Origin of the sequence: Pseudothauera rhizosphaerae, from assembly GCF_004801305.1 — a bacterium.
Taxonomy (GTDB): Bacteria; Pseudomonadota; Gammaproteobacteria; order Burkholderiales; family Rhodocyclaceae; genus Pseudothauera; species Pseudothauera rhizosphaerae.
The window spans coordinates 21,896-38,846 of sequence record NZ_SSOD01000023.1 but is presented as its reverse complement, the minus strand read 5'-3'; the positions used below and the strand labels follow the sequence as shown (position 1 = coordinate 38,846).

General features: G+C 71.7%; 11 protein-coding genes. 7 read left to right on the top strand and 4 right to left on the bottom strand.

The window, feature by feature from the left end; translation table 11 throughout:
* Positions 1–45: 45 nt before the first annotated feature.
* From E6O51_RS20535 to E6O51_RS20520, 4 genes are all read right to left on the bottom strand, one after another.
* Positions 46–1,944, bottom strand: a complete 1,899-nt coding sequence (locus E6O51_RS20535) for an AsmA family protein (protein WP_136386897.1) — start codon at positions 1,942–1,944, stop codon at positions 46–48.
* A 61-nt stretch (positions 1,945–2,005) separates the two neighbouring features.
* Positions 2,006–3,451, bottom strand: a complete 1,446-nt coding sequence (gene tldD, locus E6O51_RS20530; protein WP_136386896.1) for a metalloprotease TldD — start codon at positions 3,449–3,451, stop codon at positions 2,006–2,008.
* Between the two features lie 66 nt (positions 3,452–3,517).
* A complete protein-coding gene (locus tag E6O51_RS20525) occupies positions 3,518–4,336 on the bottom strand; it encodes a carbon-nitrogen hydrolase family protein (protein WP_136386895.1) in 819 nt (272 codons plus the stop codon).
* Positions 4,337–4,350: 14 nt separating this feature from the next.
* On the bottom strand, positions 4,351–8,220 hold the full coding sequence (locus E6O51_RS20520; protein WP_136386894.1) for a YhdP family protein: 3,870 nt from the start codon (positions 8,218–8,220) through the stop codon (positions 4,351–4,353).
* 136 nt (positions 8,221–8,356) lie between these two features.
* Here E6O51_RS20520 and glnE point away from each other — a divergent pair, with 136 nt between their 5' ends.
* From glnE to E6O51_RS20485, 7 genes are all read left to right on the top strand, one after another.
* Positions 8,357–11,041 (top strand): bifunctional [glutamate--ammonia ligase]-adenylyl-L-tyrosine phosphorylase/[glutamate--ammonia-ligase] adenylyltransferase, encoded by a 2,685-nt coding sequence (gene glnE, locus E6O51_RS20515; protein ID WP_136386893.1) that lies wholly within the window; start codon positions 8,357–8,359, stop codon positions 11,039–11,041.
* A gap of 106 nt (positions 11,042–11,147) precedes the next feature.
* Entirely contained in the window at positions 11,148–11,618 is a 471-nt protein-coding gene (gene soxY, locus E6O51_RS20510; protein WP_168735354.1) for a thiosulfate oxidation carrier protein SoxY, read from the top strand.
* A 10-nt stretch (positions 11,619–11,628) separates the two neighbouring features.
* Positions 11,629–11,943, top strand: a complete 315-nt coding sequence (gene soxZ, locus E6O51_RS20505; RefSeq protein ID WP_136386891.1) for a thiosulfate oxidation carrier complex protein SoxZ — start codon at positions 11,629–11,631, stop codon at positions 11,941–11,943.
* A 69-nt stretch (positions 11,944–12,012) separates the two neighbouring features.
* On the top strand, positions 12,013–13,518 hold the full coding sequence (locus E6O51_RS20500; protein WP_136386890.1) for a CYTH and CHAD domain-containing protein: 1,506 nt from the start codon (positions 12,013–12,015) through the stop codon (positions 13,516–13,518).
* A 59-nt stretch (positions 13,519–13,577) separates the two neighbouring features.
* A complete protein-coding gene (locus E6O51_RS20495) occupies positions 13,578–14,030 on the top strand; it encodes a SixA phosphatase family protein (protein WP_136386889.1) in 453 nt (150 codons plus the stop codon).
* 173 nt (positions 14,031–14,203) lie between these two features.
* Complete coding sequence (locus E6O51_RS20490) at positions 14,204–15,805, top strand: MFS transporter (RefSeq protein WP_230976868.1); 1,602 nt, start codon at positions 14,204–14,206, stop codon at positions 15,803–15,805.
* Between the two features lie 97 nt (positions 15,806–15,902).
* Positions 15,903–16,838, top strand: coding sequence for a DUF1987 domain-containing protein (locus E6O51_RS20485; protein WP_136386887.1), 936 nt, complete (start codon positions 15,903–15,905; stop codon positions 16,836–16,838).
* Positions 16,839–16,951 lie beyond the last annotated feature (113 nt).

The window sequence follows — 16,951 nt, the reverse complement described above, 5'->3', positions numbered from 1 at the left end:
GCGGGCAAGCCCGCTCCCACGCGTGCCGATCCGCGCAAGGGGAATTCAGCGCAGCAGGCCCTTGAGGCGCCGCCCCAGTTCTTCCTTCAGCGCATCCTCGGGCTTGGCCGCAGTGCCGTCCTTGCCACTCTCGCCGCTGCCGCCGAGCTTTTTCTCCAGGCGCTCGGCGATGGCACTGCGTGCCGCCTGGCCCGCCACCGCGGACCACTGCACCTGGGGCGACGGTCCTTCCAGCGGCCCGGTGATGCGCACCGGCACGGTGAGTCCGGCGAGCTTGTCCAGCCCGGCGCCGCCCTGGCCCTCCGCCGTGGGTACCACGGTGGCGCGCAGGGTGTAGTCGATGCGGTTGGCGCCGATATCCACAAGACCCGCGCCGCCCAGCCGCAGCAGCGGGCTCTGCATCGCGAGGTCGTCGTTGCGCGCGACGCCGCCGGCGATGCGGAAGGTGGCGTCCAGGGCGCTGAAGTCGGTCTGTTCGGTGCTGCGGAACTGGTGGGCCTCGTCGCGCTTGCCACCCAGCAGGGCCTGGCCGTCGCGCAGGATCTGGCCGATGTTGTAGCCCTTCACCGCGCCGTCGCGCAGGTTCAGCGCGGCAGTGCCGGCCAGCGCGCGCTTGAGTTCGCCCACGGTGCGCCCGCGCGTGTCCAGGTCGAACTGCAGGCGCCCACGGCCCTCCAGCGTGTCCTTGCCGGACAGGTCGCGCAGCAGCGGGCCGACCTGGATGTCGGCGTAGGTCTGCCGCGTCTGCACGCGCCGCGCCTGGCTGTCGATGCGCACCTCGCCCTGCAGCGTGCCGCCGTAGCCGCTCGCCGTCAGCGGCGCCACGGCGAGGGTGCGCCCGTCGCCCTTGAGGCTGGCGGACAGCGCACTGAGGCTGAGACCGGCAGCCCGCAGTTCGCCGACCTCCAGCCTGCCTTCGAGGGGCGGCATGGCGGCGAAGGACAGGTCCACCGGCTGGGCGTCGCCCGCACCGGCCGCAGGCTTGGCGGCCGGGGCCGCGGCGACCGGTTGCGAGGCTGGCTGGCCGGCGGTGTAGCGGTCCACGTCCAGGCGGTCGAGCTTGAACTCGAACTTCAGCGGCTGTCCGGCGACGGCGTCCACCCGCCCTTCGAGCTTGCTGTCATCCAGCTTGCCGGTGACTTGCGCGTGGGTGCTGCCGTCGGCGAGTCCATGGGCGACTTCACCCTTCAGGGCGAGCTGGATCGGCGCGGTGGCGGCCGGCTGCAGGGCCAGGTCGAGCGTCAGGTCGCGCAGGGCGGCCTGCCCGGCGTCCACGAACAGGCTGGTGGTCAGGTCCAGCTTGCCGCGCAGGGCGGGCTGGGTGAAGGCGAAGGCGGTGGAGAAGGCCAGCGGCGCCGGCGTGGCGGGGGCAAAACGGCCCAGGGTCAGGTTGAGGCCGCTGACCTCGCCCTTGAGCCCGCCCTGGGCGTCGTCCACCTTGACCCGCGCATCGACCAGTTCCACGCCGCGGATGTCGAGGGCGAGATCCCCGCCCGCCCCGGCGGATTTCCCGCCATCGCCGCCCTTGTCCGCACCACCGGCCGCCGTGGCGCCGGTCAGGTCGTCGATGTTGCTGCGCCCGTCGGCCAGCCGGCGGTAGTTCAGTTCGGGACGGATAACGCGCACCCGGTCCACCTCGACGGCGCCCTTCAGCAGGGGCAGCACCTGCACGGCGAGTTCCACTTCATCGATGGCGGCGAAGGGCGTCTTGCCGTCCGGGTCGGTCAGGTTCAGGCCGGCGGCGGTCACCGCCAGGCGGGGGAACAGGGCCAGGCCCACGTCGCCGCCGATCTTCAGTTCGCGCCCGGATTTCTCGCGCACCAGTTCGACCAGGGTTTCCTTGTGCCGGTTGGCGTCGAAGGTGGCGACGAGGAACACCGCCACGCCGACCACCAGGACCACGATTGCGAGCAGGGCGAGCAAGCCGATCTTCAGTGCCTTCATGTCGTCTCCGTAGTGCGGAGCGGCAGGGCCGGCCCCGCGGCTTGAAAGAAACTCCTTCGCTTCAGGCGGTTCCGCCCACGGTCAGCCCGTCGATGCGCAGCGTGGGCTGGCCCACGCCCACGGGCACGCTCTGGCCGTCCTTGCCGCAGGTGCCCACGCCCGGGTCCAGCGCCATGTCGTTGCCGATCATGGACACCCGGGTGAGCGCGTCCGGGCCGTTGCCGATGAGCGTGGCGCCCTTGACCGGGCGGGTGACCTTGCCGTTCTCGATCAGATACGCCTCTGAGGTGGAGAACACGAACTTGCCCGAGGTGATGTCCACCTGGCCGCCGCCGAAGTTGGCCGCGTACAGGCCTTTCTTGACCGACTTGATGATCTCTTCCGGGTCCCGGTCGCCGTTGAGCATGTAGGTGTTGGTCATGCGCGGCATGGGCAGGTGGGCGTAGGATTCGCGCCGCCCGTTGCCGGTGAGCGCCATGCCCATCAGGCGAGCGTTGGTGATGTCCTGCATGTAGCCGGTGAGGATGCCGTCCTCGATCAGCACCGTGCGCTCGGTGGGATTGCCCTCGTCGTCGATGGTGAGCGAGCCGCGCCGGTCGGGGATGGTGCCGTCGTCCACCACGGTGACGCCTTTCGCAGCCACCTGCTGGCCGATGCGGCCGGAGAAGGCGGAGCTGCCCTTGCGGTTGAAGTCGCCCTCCAGCCCATGGCCGATGGCTTCGTGCAGCAGGATGCCGGGCCAGCCGGCGCCGAGCACGACGGTCATGGTACCGGCAGGCGCCGGCGCAGCATCCAGGTTGGTGCGCGCCTGGTGCACCGCGGCGCGGGCGTAGTCCCGCAGCAGTTCGTCGGAGAAATAGCCGTAGTCGAAGCGCCCGCCGCCGCCGGCGCTGCCCTGCTCGCGCCGCTCGCCGTCTTCCATGATCACGGTGATGGACACGCGCACCAGCGGGCGCACGTCGGCGGCCAGATGCCCGTCGCTGCGCGCCACCAGCACCACCTCCCAGGAGCCGGCCACGTGGGCCATGACCTGGGCGACGCGGGGATCTTCGGCGCGGGCGAAGCCTTCCAGGCGTTCGAGCAGCTTCACCTTGGCGGTGTCTTCAAGGGAGTCCAGCGGATCGTCGGCCCGATACAGGCGCCGCGACACGCTGCTCGGCGCCACCTTCACCCGGCGCCGGGCGCCGGCCGCAGCGATGGCGCGGGTGGCGGTGGCGGCATCGACCAGGGCATCCAGCGAGATGTCGTCGGAGTAGGCGAAGGCGGTCTTCTCCCCGCTCACCGCGCGCACGCCCACGCCCTGCTCGATGTCGAAGCTGCCGGCCTTGACGATGCCTTCCTCCAGGCTCCAGGCTTCGGCGCGGTGGTACTGAAAGTAGAGGTCCGCGTAGTCGATGTCGTGCCGCATCAGCTTGCGGAACACCTTCTCCAACCCTTCCTCGTCCAGGCCGTAGGGGTTCAGCAGGTAGCGGTCGGCGACCTTCAGCGCGTTCTTGGCTTTGCTCATGGTGTGTCCTGTCGGGGGCTGAGCGGGTTCGACCCCGCCCGGCGGAAAACGATCAATGGGCGCGCCTCACAGGCAGCGGTGGCGCAGCGCGGGCAGGCTTTCGCGCACCGCGGCGATGCGTGCGGGGTCGAGCTTGGCCGTCACCACGCCCGGCCCTTCCTCCCGGCAGGCCAGCACCTCGCCCCAGGGGTCGATGACCAAGCTGTGGCCCCAGGTCACCCGGCCGCTGGGATGGCGCCCACCCTGGGCCGGGGCCAGCACGTAGCACTGGTTCTCGATGGCCCGCGCCCGCAGCAGCACTTCCCAGTGCGCGCGCCCGGTGGTGTGGGTGAAGGCGGCCGGCAGGATGATCAGGTCCACCTCGCCGAAGGCGCGGAAGAGCTCGGGGAAGCGCAGGTCGTAGCACACGGACAGCCCCGTGCGGCCGGCCGGCGAATCGAACACGACGACCTCGCGGCCGGGTTCGATGGTGGCCGCCTCGTCGTAGCGCTCCTCGCCCTTGCGGAAGCCGAACAGGTGGATCTTGTCGTAGCGCGCGATGCGCTCGCCGCGTTCGTCGTAGACCAGCGTGGTGTTGCGCACCTTGTCGCCGGCCGCGGCCGCCAGCGGAATGGTGCCGCCCACCAGGCAGACCTTGTGGCGCAGCGCGGTCTCGCGCAGGAAGTCCTGCAGCGGCCCTTCCCCGTCCCGCTCGCGGATGCGCACCTTGGCGGTCTCGTCGGCGGTGATCAGCGGAAAGTATTCCGGCAGCGCCACCAGGCGCGCGCCCGCGGCGGCGGCCTCGGCCACCAATTCGCCGGCAATGCGGCAGTTCTCGGCCACGTCGGGGCCGGAGACGGTCTGCACGGCGGCTATGGGCACGGGGGCTGAGATCGCTTGGGTCATGGCTTCGGGTTCGGTCAGTTCACTTGGGACGCCGGTGCCGCCGCGCGGCCGGTGAGCTTCTCGACCTTGGGGTCGCTCCAGTTGCCGGTGATCGCGTAGTCGAAGGCGAACAGCTTTTCGATGGGGTCGCTCAACGCCTTCTGGGCGATGTAGGTCACCACGCCGGCCACCGGGTTGATCAGCCCGGCCGCCGCGCCGATGGCGACCGATTCGCTCAGGGTGGGCTGCACGGTGACCCGCAGTTCCTGGCTCTCGGCGGCCAGGTCGGCACTGCCGCGCATGGCGATGCGCGCTGCCGGGCCGCGGATGGTCAGGTCGTCGGTGCGCATCACGCCCGCATCGATGGCGATGCTACCGGAAACCCGGTCGAACACGAATCCTTCCGAGAACACGTCGCGGAAATCCAGCGAGATGCGGCGAGGCAGCGCCTGCAGGCTGAGCACGCCGAGCAGACGCCCGACGCCCGGTTCGAGTTTGTTGAACTGACCCTGGCTCACGTCCACCTGCAGCGCGCCGGCCAGCGAAGGGTAATCCACCTTCAGCGGCGTGCCGCGCCAGTCCAGGGCACCGGTCAGCGATCCGCTGCCGTCGCGCACCGCGTCCGGGTAGCCCACGCGGTGCAGCAGCGCGCCGACGTTGCCGGTCTGCAGGCGGAAGTCCAGCCGCGTGACCGGCCGCAGCCCGGTGCGCCAGGTGCCCGATCCGGTCAGTTCGCCGTCCGGGTTGCGCAGGGCGAGCCGTTCCAGCTGCCATTCTCCGGCACGGTTGAACGCTTTCACTTCCAGTTCGCCCAGTTCCTTGTCGCGCAGCGTGAAGCGGTCCACGTGCAGGTCGATCGCGGGCAGTTTGCGCAGCGGTTCGTCGTCCTCCGCCTCGTCCTCGGCTGCGGTGCCGCGCTCGCCGCCCGCCAGATGCAGATGCTGCAGGCGCGCGAGCAGCGCGCCGTCGCCAGCCCCGTGCCACTCGAAGCGGCCGGCCGCCTCGCGGCTGGCGAGCCGGCCCTGCCAGTCGCCGCCCAGGGCGGAGGCTTTCAGTTCAACCTCGTTGAAATCCTGGCCGAAGACCTGCAGTTGCCCGGCGGACAGGTCCACGCCGGCGAGCGGCAGCGCCGGGGCGTCATCGTCGTCGGCAGCGGCGCCGTTGCGCAGCACGCGCCGCCAGGCATCCAGGTCCAGGGTGTCGAGCCGGGCGTGGACCAGCACGCCGTCGGCGGCGCTGGCGAGCGGCCGGTTCACCGCCACGCCGCCACGCTCCACCGCCCAGCCCAGCGGGGTGGCCCGGCGCGCAAGGGCCAGGCTGGCGCGTTCGGCGAGGGTGGCGCGGATGTCCTGGCGCTCGCCGTCGGCCGCGGCGTCGATCTCCACGCGCAGCGGCCAGCGCTCGGCGGCCGGCTTGTTGAAGGGTTCGGGCAGGCTGGAGGCGATGCCGTCGAGCGCCGACTGCAGCACGATACGGGTGCCGTCGCCGCGCAGCGCCACGTCGGCCTGCCACGCGGTGGTGCCGGACAGGTGGGCGAGTGCGGGCCAGTCGAAGTCGCGCCGCAGTGCGGCCGTGCCCAGCGCGCCGCTGGCGCGGAAACTCACCGTGCCGTCCGCGCCGGTGGCCGCGGTCAGCGTCAGCGCCTGGCCGAACAGGCGGGCGCGCGCCTGCGGGATGGCGAGCGTGTCGCCGGTGAATTGCAGCGTGCCGGCGGCGGCTTCGAAGGGCGGCAGGCCCTGCACCGCCCACAGCCGGTTGCCGGCGAAGCGGAAGCCGCCGTCCACGGCGGTGTCGGCCACGTGGTGCAAGGGCATGGTCAGCGTCAGGTCCAGCGTGCCGTCCCCTTCGGCGCGCAGGCCGGCGGTGAAACGGCCGGTGCGGCGCGCCACCGGGCTTTCCGCGACGAAGCGCAGGAAGTCGGCGGTCGGCCCGGCGGCGTTCCCGCGTATGGTCAGCACTTCCTCGCCGTGGGCCATCAGGTTCGGTATCTCGGCGCTCACGCCGCTCAGTTGCACGCCGAAGATGCTGCCGCGCTCGGCGCTGACCCGCATGGCCGCGCCCTCGAAACGCAGTTCGCCATTGATGCCTTCGATGGCCGGCCAGCCCGGGGCGTACTCCAGGCGCGCCCCGGCGATGCGCGCCGTGACCAGGAACTGGCCGTCGGCGCCGTCGCGGAAGGGGAATTTGGAAAGATCGCCGCGCAGGCGCAGGCGCGCGTCGGGCGCCGTGCCGCCGACGATGCTGCGGCGCAGCCAGTTGCGCGTGTCCTGGTTCACCACCAGCGGCATGTAGCGCCACACCGCCGGGCCGTCGGCACGCAGCAGGCGGGCGCTGAGGTCGATTTCCCCGGGCCCGTCGGCCGCCGGCAGGTAGCGCCCCGAGGCGGAGCCCGCGGCATCCGGGTTTTCGAACGAGGCGGTGTCGACGGCGATTTCCAGACGGCCGTCGCGCCGCGTCCAGCCGCCTTCCGCCTTCAGCGTGGACAGGGCCAGGCGCGGTTCGGCAAACACCGCCGGCAGGTCGATCCAGCCGTTCTGCCCGGCGATGCGGAAGCGCCCGCCGCGCTCGTCGCCGTCGATCTCGCCGGACAGGCCGCCCAGGCCGGGCAGCGCACCCTGCGCCGCCAGGCCGATGCCGGCAAAGCCGGCGTGCACCTTCCAGCTCTGCGGCTCGGCGATCGGGCCGCGCCATTGCACGCGCACCGCGCTGGCCTGGCCGCGCGGGTCGAACGCCGCCAAGCGCGCGCGCGCCGCGTCGCCGAGGGGCAGATGGGCGGCCAGGCGGGCGAGCGCGGCGAATTCGAGGCGGTTGGCGCGGAATTCGCCTTCGGGCGTCTGGCCCTCTTCCAGTCCCTGCAGCGCCAGGTCCGCGTCGGTGGGAGCGAGCACCACGCCGTCGCCCGTGCGCAGCGCCAGCCCGCGCGTCTGCACCGACAGCCCGCCGGGACCGTGGCGCAGGGACAACTGCCCGCGCAGGCTTTCCAGGTCGAGCTGCGGCAGTTCGGGCGCGAGCCGGGTGGTGACGCCGTCGAGGGCGAGATTCACGCTCAGGCTCGCCCGGCGCCCGCCCTCCAGGCCGATCCATGCCCGCAGCCCGCCGCCGCCGTCGAGCTCCACCGGATAGTCGATCCACGGCCGCCAGGCGCCCAGTTCGGCATGGTCCAGCGCCAGATACACCTCCCCCGCCCAGGCGGCGGGGTCGTCCGCCCGCACGCTGCGCAGGTCGCCGCGCAGGTCCAGACGCGAAGCCAGCGCGGCAGGCGGTTCGGCGGCGAGGCCGAAGCGATAGCGTTCGCCGCGGCGCTCCAGGCGGAAGTCCACCTTATCCAGGCGCAGTTCCGGCGCGCCGCGCAGCCCGTCGGTCCAGTTCAGCGCGGCATCGCGGATGACGATCTGGCGCTGGGCGAGCAGCCACTCCAGCGCGCCGCCGCCCGGCGCCTGCGCATCCACCGCCAGGCCGGCGACGAAGAGCCGCCCGGCGGCATCGCGGCGCAGGGCCAGTTGCGGCGCGAAGATTTCCAGGCGGTGGAAATGCGGCTGCAGACGCAGCAGGGAGGACCAGGCGAGCACGGCGTCCACGCGTTCGAAACGCAGCGCGGCGCTGCCGTCGCGCTCGCTGATCTGCAGGCCGCCGATGTGGAAGCGCGGGCGCAGCCCGGACCAGTCCGCCGACAAGGCGTCGATCGCCACCGGCAGGCCGATGGCCCGTTCGAGCGCGGCCGCGATCTGCGGGCGATACTCGCCGACGCGCGGGATCACCACCTCGCGCAGCACCAGGAACAGCCCGCCGACGACGAGCCAGGCCAGCGCCAGCCCCAGCAGCACCCTCCTGCCCAGCCGGCGGCGTCCCGCCTCGGGAGCGGGCCCGGACGGCGGTTCGGTGGAGGAAGGAGGAATTGCGTTCATCGGGGGACAGAATGGAAAGGGGCGGCACGGCGGGCCCCGGCGGGCCGCTACCCGGCAAGCTTGGCTACAATCATCGCCGCGTCCGCCGCGTGCCGGCAAAACGGCGATTCTATCAATGTTGGGGAACCCTCCGCCCATGTCCTGCGACCTTTCCGCCCTGCCCGACCCCATCCGCCATGCCGCCGGCCTGTCGCGCTTCCTGCGCCGCATGCTGGACTGCCGGCCCTGGCTGGGCGAACAGCTCGCCGCCCATCTGGATGAAAGTGTCGACGCCGACGCGATGCGCGCGTTCCTCGCGCAGCGGGGTCTCTCGGCCGACACGCTGCGGCCGGCGCTGCGCGACCTGCGCGCCTGGACCATCTGCCACGTGCTGGTGCGCGATCTGGCCGGCCTGGCGAGCCTGACCGAGGTCACCGAGACCATGACGGTGCTGGCCGAGGTCGCCATCCGCACCGCCCACGACCTGCTGCGGGAAGCGCTGGTGGAACGCTACGGCGTGCCGCTCTCGCCCACCGGCTGGGAGCAGGAACTGCTGGTGATCGGCATGGGCAAACTGGGCGGACGCGAGCTCAACGTGTCCTCTGACATCGACCTGATCTTCGTCTACCCCGAGGACGGCGACACCGGCGGCAGGAAGGTCATCAGCAACTTCGAGTTCTTCGAGAAGCTCGGCAAGCAGCTCATCCAGGCGCTGGCCGAAGTCACCGAGAACGGCCAGGTGTTCCGCGTGGACATGCGCCTGCGCCCCAACGGCGACTCCGGGCCGCTGGTGGCGAGCTTCGACATGCTGGAGAACTACTTCATCACCCAGGGCCGCGAATGGGAGCGCTACGCCTGGATCAAGGCGCGCGTGCTCAACGGCGAGCGCTGGCGGGAGCTGGAGGAGATCGCCCGCCCCTTCGTGTTCCGCAAGTACCTGGACTTCGGCGCCATCAACGCCATGCGCGACCTGCACGCGCAGATCCGCCGCGAGGTGGCGCGCCGCGACCGCGCCCACAACATCAAGCTGGGGCCGGGCGGCATCCGCGAGATCGAGTTCATCGCCCAGGTCTTCCAGCTCATCCGCGGCGGGCGCGACGCCGGCCTGCAGATCCGCCCCACGCTGCAGGTGCTCGCCCGCCTGGCCAAGCGCGGCACCCTCTCCCCGGCCACCGTGGAGGAACTGTCCTCCGCCTACACCTTCCTGCGCCGCCTGGAACACCGCCTGCAGTACCTGGACGACGCCCAAACCCACGACCTGCCCGAGGGCGACGAGGACCGCGCCCTGATCGCCCGCGCCATGGGCTGCGCCGACTGGCGTGCGCTGCTCGCGGAGCTGGACCGCCACCGGGCGGTGGTGAGCCGCCACTTCGAGGACGTGTTCGGCAACCCCAACGGGGAAGGCCACGGCCTGGACGACATGTGGGCCGGCGCCGAAGACACCGAACAGGGCGCCGCCGCCCTCGCCGAACTGGGCTACCGCGACCCGCGCGCCGCCGCCGAGCGGCTGGCCGCCATCAGGGGCGCTGTACGCTACCGCCATCTCCCGGACCACATCCGCAGCCGCTTCGACGCGCTGATGCCGCGCGTGGTGGAAGCGGCGACGCAGACCAGGGCCCCGGACGACACGCTGGCGCGCTGCCTGGACCTGATGGAGGCGATCGGCCGGCGCGGCGCCTACCTGGCGCTGCTGCAGCAGTACCCGCATGCCCTGCGCCGGGTGGCCGAACTGGCGGGGGTTTCGCGCTGGGCGGCCCAGTTCCTCACCCGCCACCCCATCCTGCTCGACGAGCTGCTCGACGACCGGGAGCTGGAAACCACGCCCGACTGGACCGCCTTCCGCGCCGAACTGGCCGCCCAGCTCGACGCCATCGAGCCGGACATGGAACGCCAGATGGATCTGATGCGGGAGCAGCACCACGCCAAGGTGTTCCGCCTGCTCACCCAAGACATCGCCGGCGTGCTCACGGTGGAGCGGCTCGCCGACCACCTCTCGGCGCTGGCCGACATCATGCTGGCGCTGGCCATCCCCCTGTGCTGGCGCAAGATCAGGAACCGCCACCGGGACGAGCCGAAGTTCGCCGTGATCAGCTACGGCAAGCTGGGCGGCAAGGAACTGGGCTACGCCTCGGACCTGGACATCGTCTTCCTCTACGACGACGACGCGCCCGAGGCCGCCGAGCTGTATTCCCGCCTCGCCCAGCGCGTCAACACCTGGCTCTCCAGCCAGACCGCGGCCGGCATCCTGTTCGAGACCGACCTGCGCCTGCGCCCCAACGGCGACGCCGGCCTGATCGCCTGCTCCCTCGATTCCTTCCGCAAGTACCAGCTCGAATCCGCCTGGGTGTGGGAACACCAGGCGCTCACCCGCGCGCGTTTCTCCGCCGGCGACGCGGCGCTGGGCGAAGCCTTCGAGGGCATCCGCGACGAAGTGCTGCGCCTGCCGCGCGACCTGGCCGAACTGCGCCGCGAAGTGCTGGAGATGCGGCAGAAGATGCGCGACGCCCACGCCGGCAAGAGCGAGCTGTTCGACCTCAAGCACGACGACGGCGGCCTCGTGGACGTGGAATTCCTCGTCCAGTACCTGGTGCTCGGCCATGCCCACGCCCACCCGCAGCTCACCGGCAACCTGGGCAACATCGCCCTGCTGCGCATCGCCGGCGAGCTGGGGCTGATCCCGGCCGACCTCGCCGCCGCCTGCGGCGACAGCTACCGCCGCCTGCGCCACCTGCAGCACCGTCAGCGCCTCAACGACCGCCCGTCGCGGGTCGATCCGGACGAGGCCGCGGCCGTGCGCCGGCCGGTGCAGGCGCTGTGGCGGCACGTGTTCGGCGAAGGCTGAGCGGCCGCTCCGGTATATAATCCGCGGTTCCAAGAACAGCGCAGCTCATGTCTTCCGGCCCAGCCCGCGGGGGCCGACAATGGCTGCGCCAGCCCCAGGAGAACCCATGCACCCGCAACGCCGCCGCTTCCTGCACGCCACCGGCGCATCGGCCGCCCTCGGCGTCCTGCTTGCCGCCGGCGTGCTGCGCCCGGCGCATGCCCTCGCTGCCGGAAGCGAACGCATCGCCTTCCAGGCCCGCACCCTCGCCGCCGCGCTGCAGGCGCTCGGCAACCCGCAACCGCCAACGAGCGCCGACATCGTCATCGACGTCCCGGACGTGGCCGAAAACGGCGCCGCCGTTCCGCTGGCGATCACCAGCCGCCTGCCCGGCACGCGGCGCATCTCGGTGCTGGTGGACGACAACCCGCAGCCGCTGGCGCTGCAGTTCGAATTCGCCGCCGAGGTGCAGCCGCGCTTCCAGGCGCGCATCAAGATGGGCCAGAGCTCCCAGGTGCGCGTGCTGGCCGAAGCCGACGGCGGCGCCTGGATCGCCGCCCGCCCGGTGCAGGTCACCATCGGCGGCTGCGGCGCCTGAAGGAGATACCGTGAGCGATCCCATCCGCATCCGTGCCATGGTCCGCGACGGCGGCGTCGGCGAAATCCGCACCCTGCTGCCGCACCCGATGGAATCCGGGCAGCGCCGCGCCCCGTCCGGCGACCTGATCCCCGCGCACTACATCGAGACGCTCACCATCGCCCTCAACGGCCGCGAGATCATCCGCGGCCGGCTCGGCCCGGCGGTGTCCGCCAATCCGCTGTTCGTGTTCCACATCGACGGCGTCAAGGCCGGCGACAAGGTGCGCATCGCCTGGCAGGACAACCAGGGCGGCAGCCGCAGCGACGAGGCCGCATTCGCCTGAACGCCCGCACCCGCCACTGTAATATTTCCGTGCATGACGTCGCGGCGCGGCGACACTAGAATGGGTCGCATGGGCCACGAAATCGAACTCAAGCTGAGCCTGCCGGCCAGATCCCTGCCGGCCTTGCGCCGCCATCCGCTGGTCGCCGGGGCTCAGAAACTGGGCCAGACGGTCACCCTCGACAACACTTACTACGACACCCCCGATCTCGCCCTCAAAGCCCGCAAGGTGGCGCTGCGCACGCGCCGCCAGGGCCGCATCTGGCTGCAGACGGTCAAGTGCGCAGCGCCCTCCACCGGCGGGCTGAGCCAGCGCCCGGAATGGGAGCAACCCTATTCCGGCGCCTTCGATTTCTCCGCGGTGGACAACCCCGCCGCCGCCCGCCTGCTGATCCGCCACGAAGCCGACCTGGTGCCGGCCTTCACCACCCGATTCCGCCGCGAGACCCGGCTGTACTCGCCGGCCGAAGGCGTGGAAATCCTGCTGATGATCGACCACGGCGAAATCCTCGCCGTCGGGCGCAGCGCACCGATCTGCGAACTGGAGCTGGAACTGCAGTCCGGCAGCGCCACCGATCTGCTGGAACTGGCCTGCGAACTGGCGCGCAGCCTGCCGCTGATGCCCGGCGACGTGTCCAAGGCCGAGCGCGGCTACCGCCTCTTCCTGGACCAGCCGCTCGAACCGCTGCGCGCCGAACCGTCCTGCCTGACGCCGCAGATGAACCTGGTGGACGCCTTCCGCGGGCTGGCCTTCGCCGGCCTGCGCCAATGGCAGGCCAATGCCGCGGGCGCCGCGCAGAACGACGCGCCCGAGTTCATCCACCAGTTGCGCGTGGCCCTGCGTCGCCTGCGCTCCCTGCTGCGCCTGTTCGGTCCGGCGCTGCCGCCGGACTTCGTCGACGAGTGGAACGAACACCTGCGCGACACCGCCGCCCGCTTCGCCGAAGCGCGCGACCTGGACGTGCTCTACGAGGAACTGCTCGCCCCGGTGGAGGCGGAGGGCCTCTCCCGGGACGAAGCCCTGCCGCGCCTGCTCGCCATCGCGCGCACCGCGCGCGACCAGGCCCGCGACTCCGCCGTGCGCAACCTGGACGCCGCCGGCCAGGGCCGCCTGATGCTGGAATTCAGCCTGGCGCTGCACCGCCTGCCGAGCAACAACCTGATCGGGGCCGCCGATCTCACCACCTTCGCCCGCCTGCAGCTCACCCGCCTGCGCAAGAAGGCGCGGCGCCGCTTCGAGGCCGCGGACAAGCTGATCCCCGCCCGCCTGCACGCGCTGCGCATCGCGCTGAAGCACCTGCGCTACGGTGTGGAGTTCTTCGGCCCGCTGTTCCCCGCCAAGCAGGTCGCGCGCTACCTGGAGACGCTGGCCCGCGCGCAGGACACGCTGGGCTTCCTCAACGACGTGGACGTGGCCCGCGGCCGCCTCGAATCCTGGGCCGACGAGGTCGAGGACCTGCTCGCCGCCGCGGCCTTCATCACCGGCTGGCACGGCCCGCGCTACGCCCGCCTGCGCCGCCGCGCGCTGCAGGAGGCCAAGCCCCTGCTGTGGGGCAAGGCCCCTTGGCGCGCCTGATTCACGGCCGCGTAATACCGGCGGTGCACACTCCAGGGTTCTATGACATGGAGGAAGGCATGGATCTGTTGTTGTGGCGTCACGCCGAAGCCGTCGAAGGCAACCCGGACTTCGCCCGCGAACTCACCGAACGCGGCCGCAAGCAGGCGCGCCGCATCGCCGCCTGGCTGGACGGGCACCGCCCCAAGCGCCTGAAGGTGCTGGCCAGCCCCACGGTGCGCACGCGCCAGACCGCGGCGGCGTTCACCGACGAATTCGAGGTGGTCGGCGCCCTCGGCCCGGACGGCGACGTGCCCGGCCTCCTCGCCGCCACCGGCTGGCCGGATTCCAGCGGCGCCGTGCTGGTGGTCGGCCACCAGCCCGCCCTCGGCCGCATGGCCGCGCTGCTGCTGTCCGGCCACGAAGCCGACTGGACCATCAAGAAGGGCGCGCTATGGTGGTTCACCAACCGCGTGCGCGAAGGCGAAACCCAGACCGTGCTGCGCGCCGTCATCCCCGCCGATTTCGCCTGACCCGGGCCGGGCGGCGCGGCTGACGCCTTCGGCCGCCGCATACCCGAACCGGCCCGATCGCCCCGCCCGGGGCTGCCCCGGCCCGCCCCCTGCGCAGCGCCCGCGGAGCGCGGTATGCTTGCGCCCGGCCCGCGCCATGGCGCGGGTCGCATACCCACTCCGGAGCACAGTCCTTGGCCACCGAATCCGTCGCGCCGTCGCCGGCCCTCGCTCCCCTGTACGGGCCGGTGTTCCGCATGCTGTGGCTGGCCTGGCTGGCCGCCAACGTCACCATGTGGATGAACGAGGTCGCCTCCGCCTGGGTGATGACCTCGCTCACCGACAGCGCGCTGATGGTGGCCCTGGTGCAGGCGGCCTCCACCCTGCCGGTGTTTCTGCTGGGCCTGCCCAGCGGCGCGCTGGCCGACATCGTGGATCGCCGGCGCTACTTCGCCTTCACGCAGGTGTGGGTGTCGGCGGTGGCCATCGTCCTCGCCGCCCTGTCCTTCAGCGGCGCGCTCACCGCGCCGCTGCTGCTCGCGCTCACCTGCGCCAACGGCATCGGCATGGCCATGCGCTGGCCGGTGTTCGCGGCCATCGTGCCGGACGTGGTGCCGCGCCCGGAACTGCCGGCCGCGCTGGCGCTGAACGGCATCGCCATGAACATGTCGCGCGTGGTCGGGCCGGTCATCGCCGGCACCATCATCGCCGGGGTGGGCAGCCCTTACGTGTTCCTGCTCAACGCGGCCCTCGCCGTGGTCGCCTTCGCGCTCATCCTGCAGTGGCGCGCGGCGCCGAAGGTGAGCGCGCTGCCCGGCGAACGCTTCTTCGCCGCGATGCGGGTCGGCCTGCAGCACGTGGTGCAGGCGCCGCGCATGCGCATCGTGCTGCTGCGCATCTTCCTGTTCTTCCTGCAGGCCAGCGCGCTCACCGCCCTGCTGCCCCTCGTCGCGCGCCGGCTGTCGAGCGACGGTCCGGGCACCTATACCGCGCTACTGGCGGCCATGGGCGCGGGCGCCATTCTGCTGGCCCTGTCGCTGCCGCGCCTGCGCCGCCACATGGGCCACGACGCGCAGGTGTATTGGGGCACCGGCGTGCATGCGGTCGCGTCGGCCACGGCGGCGCTCGCCACGTCCACCTGGCTGGCGGTGGCCGCGTCGTTCGTGGCCGGCATGGCCTGGATCGGCACCGCCAACACGCTCACCGTGTCCGCCCAGATGGCCCTGCCCAACTGGGTGCGCGCGCGCGGCATGGCCATCTACCAGATGGCGCTGATGGGCGGCATCGCCACCGGCTCGGCGCTGTGGGGCTACGTCGCCAGCCTCGGCACGGTGACCGCCAGCATCCTCGCCGCCTCCCTCGCCGGCCCGCTGGTGCTGCTGCTCACCCGCCGCCTGGGCGCCGGTGGCGCCCACCACGAGGACCTCAGCCCGGCTGCGCCGACCGTCACCGCGCCGCCGGCCGTCGACGTCGGAGCCGACGAGGGGCCGGTGATGGTCACCGTCGAGTACCTGATCGATCCGGCGCGCGCCGCCGAATTCAAGGCCGTCATGCAGGAGACGCGCCGCGCCCGGCTGCGCCAGGGCGCGCTGTCGTGGGGCCTGTTCCGCGACGCGGCGCAGCCGGGGCGCTACATCGAGTACTTCCTGGACGAGAACTGGATCGAGCACCAGCGCCGCCTGGAGCGCTTCACCGCGGCCGACGCGGGCCTGCGCGAGCGCCGGCTGGCCTTCCACCAGGGCACGGAACTGCCGCGCACGCGCCGCTACGTGGCCGAGTCCATGCGCGGCGCATGAGCGGCACGCGAAGGGTCCGCGCGAGTCTGCAGTGCACTGCACAATCGGGCTATCATTGCCTACACTTGTGGCACAGCGAAAGCATCCGATACCGTCCATGAACACCCCCATCGCCAACGGCACCGTGCGCGTCATCGACGGCGTCGAGCGCATCCATTACGACGGCTACTGGCTCAAGGTCTACGCTCCGCCGGCCGACAGCCTGCAGGCCAAGAAGACGCTGATCGGCGCCCTCACCCGGCGCCTGTTCAACCACGTCGAGCACGGCATCAACATCCCCGGCAAGCGCATCGGCGAGGCGCGCGCGGCCTTCGAGGCCGAGACCGACCCCGCCCACCGCCGGGTGAAGGGCGCCATGCTGGCCGGGGCGCTCTTCAACCGCGCCACGGACATCTTCACCAAGCTGGTGGAACTGCAGGAACAGGGCGTGGAGATCGATCAGGACAACGCGCTGATGCGCGAATGCGGCCAGTGCCTGCAGGAGTCGCTGACGCTGGGCAAGCTGGTCCTGCACCGCAGCGGCGAGGAAGGCATAGACGAACTGTGGGGCGAACCCTTCCGGGCCTTCTCGATTCCCGTCGAGGCCTTCTATGACAGCCGCTACGTCAAGATCGCCCAGACCATGCGCGACATCGACCGCATCGCCGCGGAGATGATCACCACGCTGGCCTGTAACCCGCTGTTCGAAGGCATCGAGCCGCTGATCCGGCGCTTTGCCGACATCGCCAAGGTCAAGTGCGAGACGCTGCGCACGGACGACGCCATCTTCGACGTGTGGGCCGATTTCGTCGTCACCTCCGAAGCGCTCAGCGCCTTCACCCCGCACCTGCCCGCCGACGCCACGATAGACCAGCGCCAGCTCGCCGCCGCCGGACAGCGCCTGATCGTCCAAGGCCGCGACCTGGTGACCTACATCACCCGCGCCCGGGTGCCCATGCCCAAGAGCACGCGCGAGTACATCGAGCGCTGCAAGGTCTTCGAAGCGGCCTGCAAGACGGGCGTTGCGGGCGACGCGCTCGAACCGCTGCCCTGAACGAACGTGGATGAAACGCCGCGAGCGCAAGACCCGGAGGGCGGGATGCCGCGCCGCAGACGCGGCGGATGGCCGGCACTCGTTGCGGGCATACCGAGGCGCATCCGGACTCC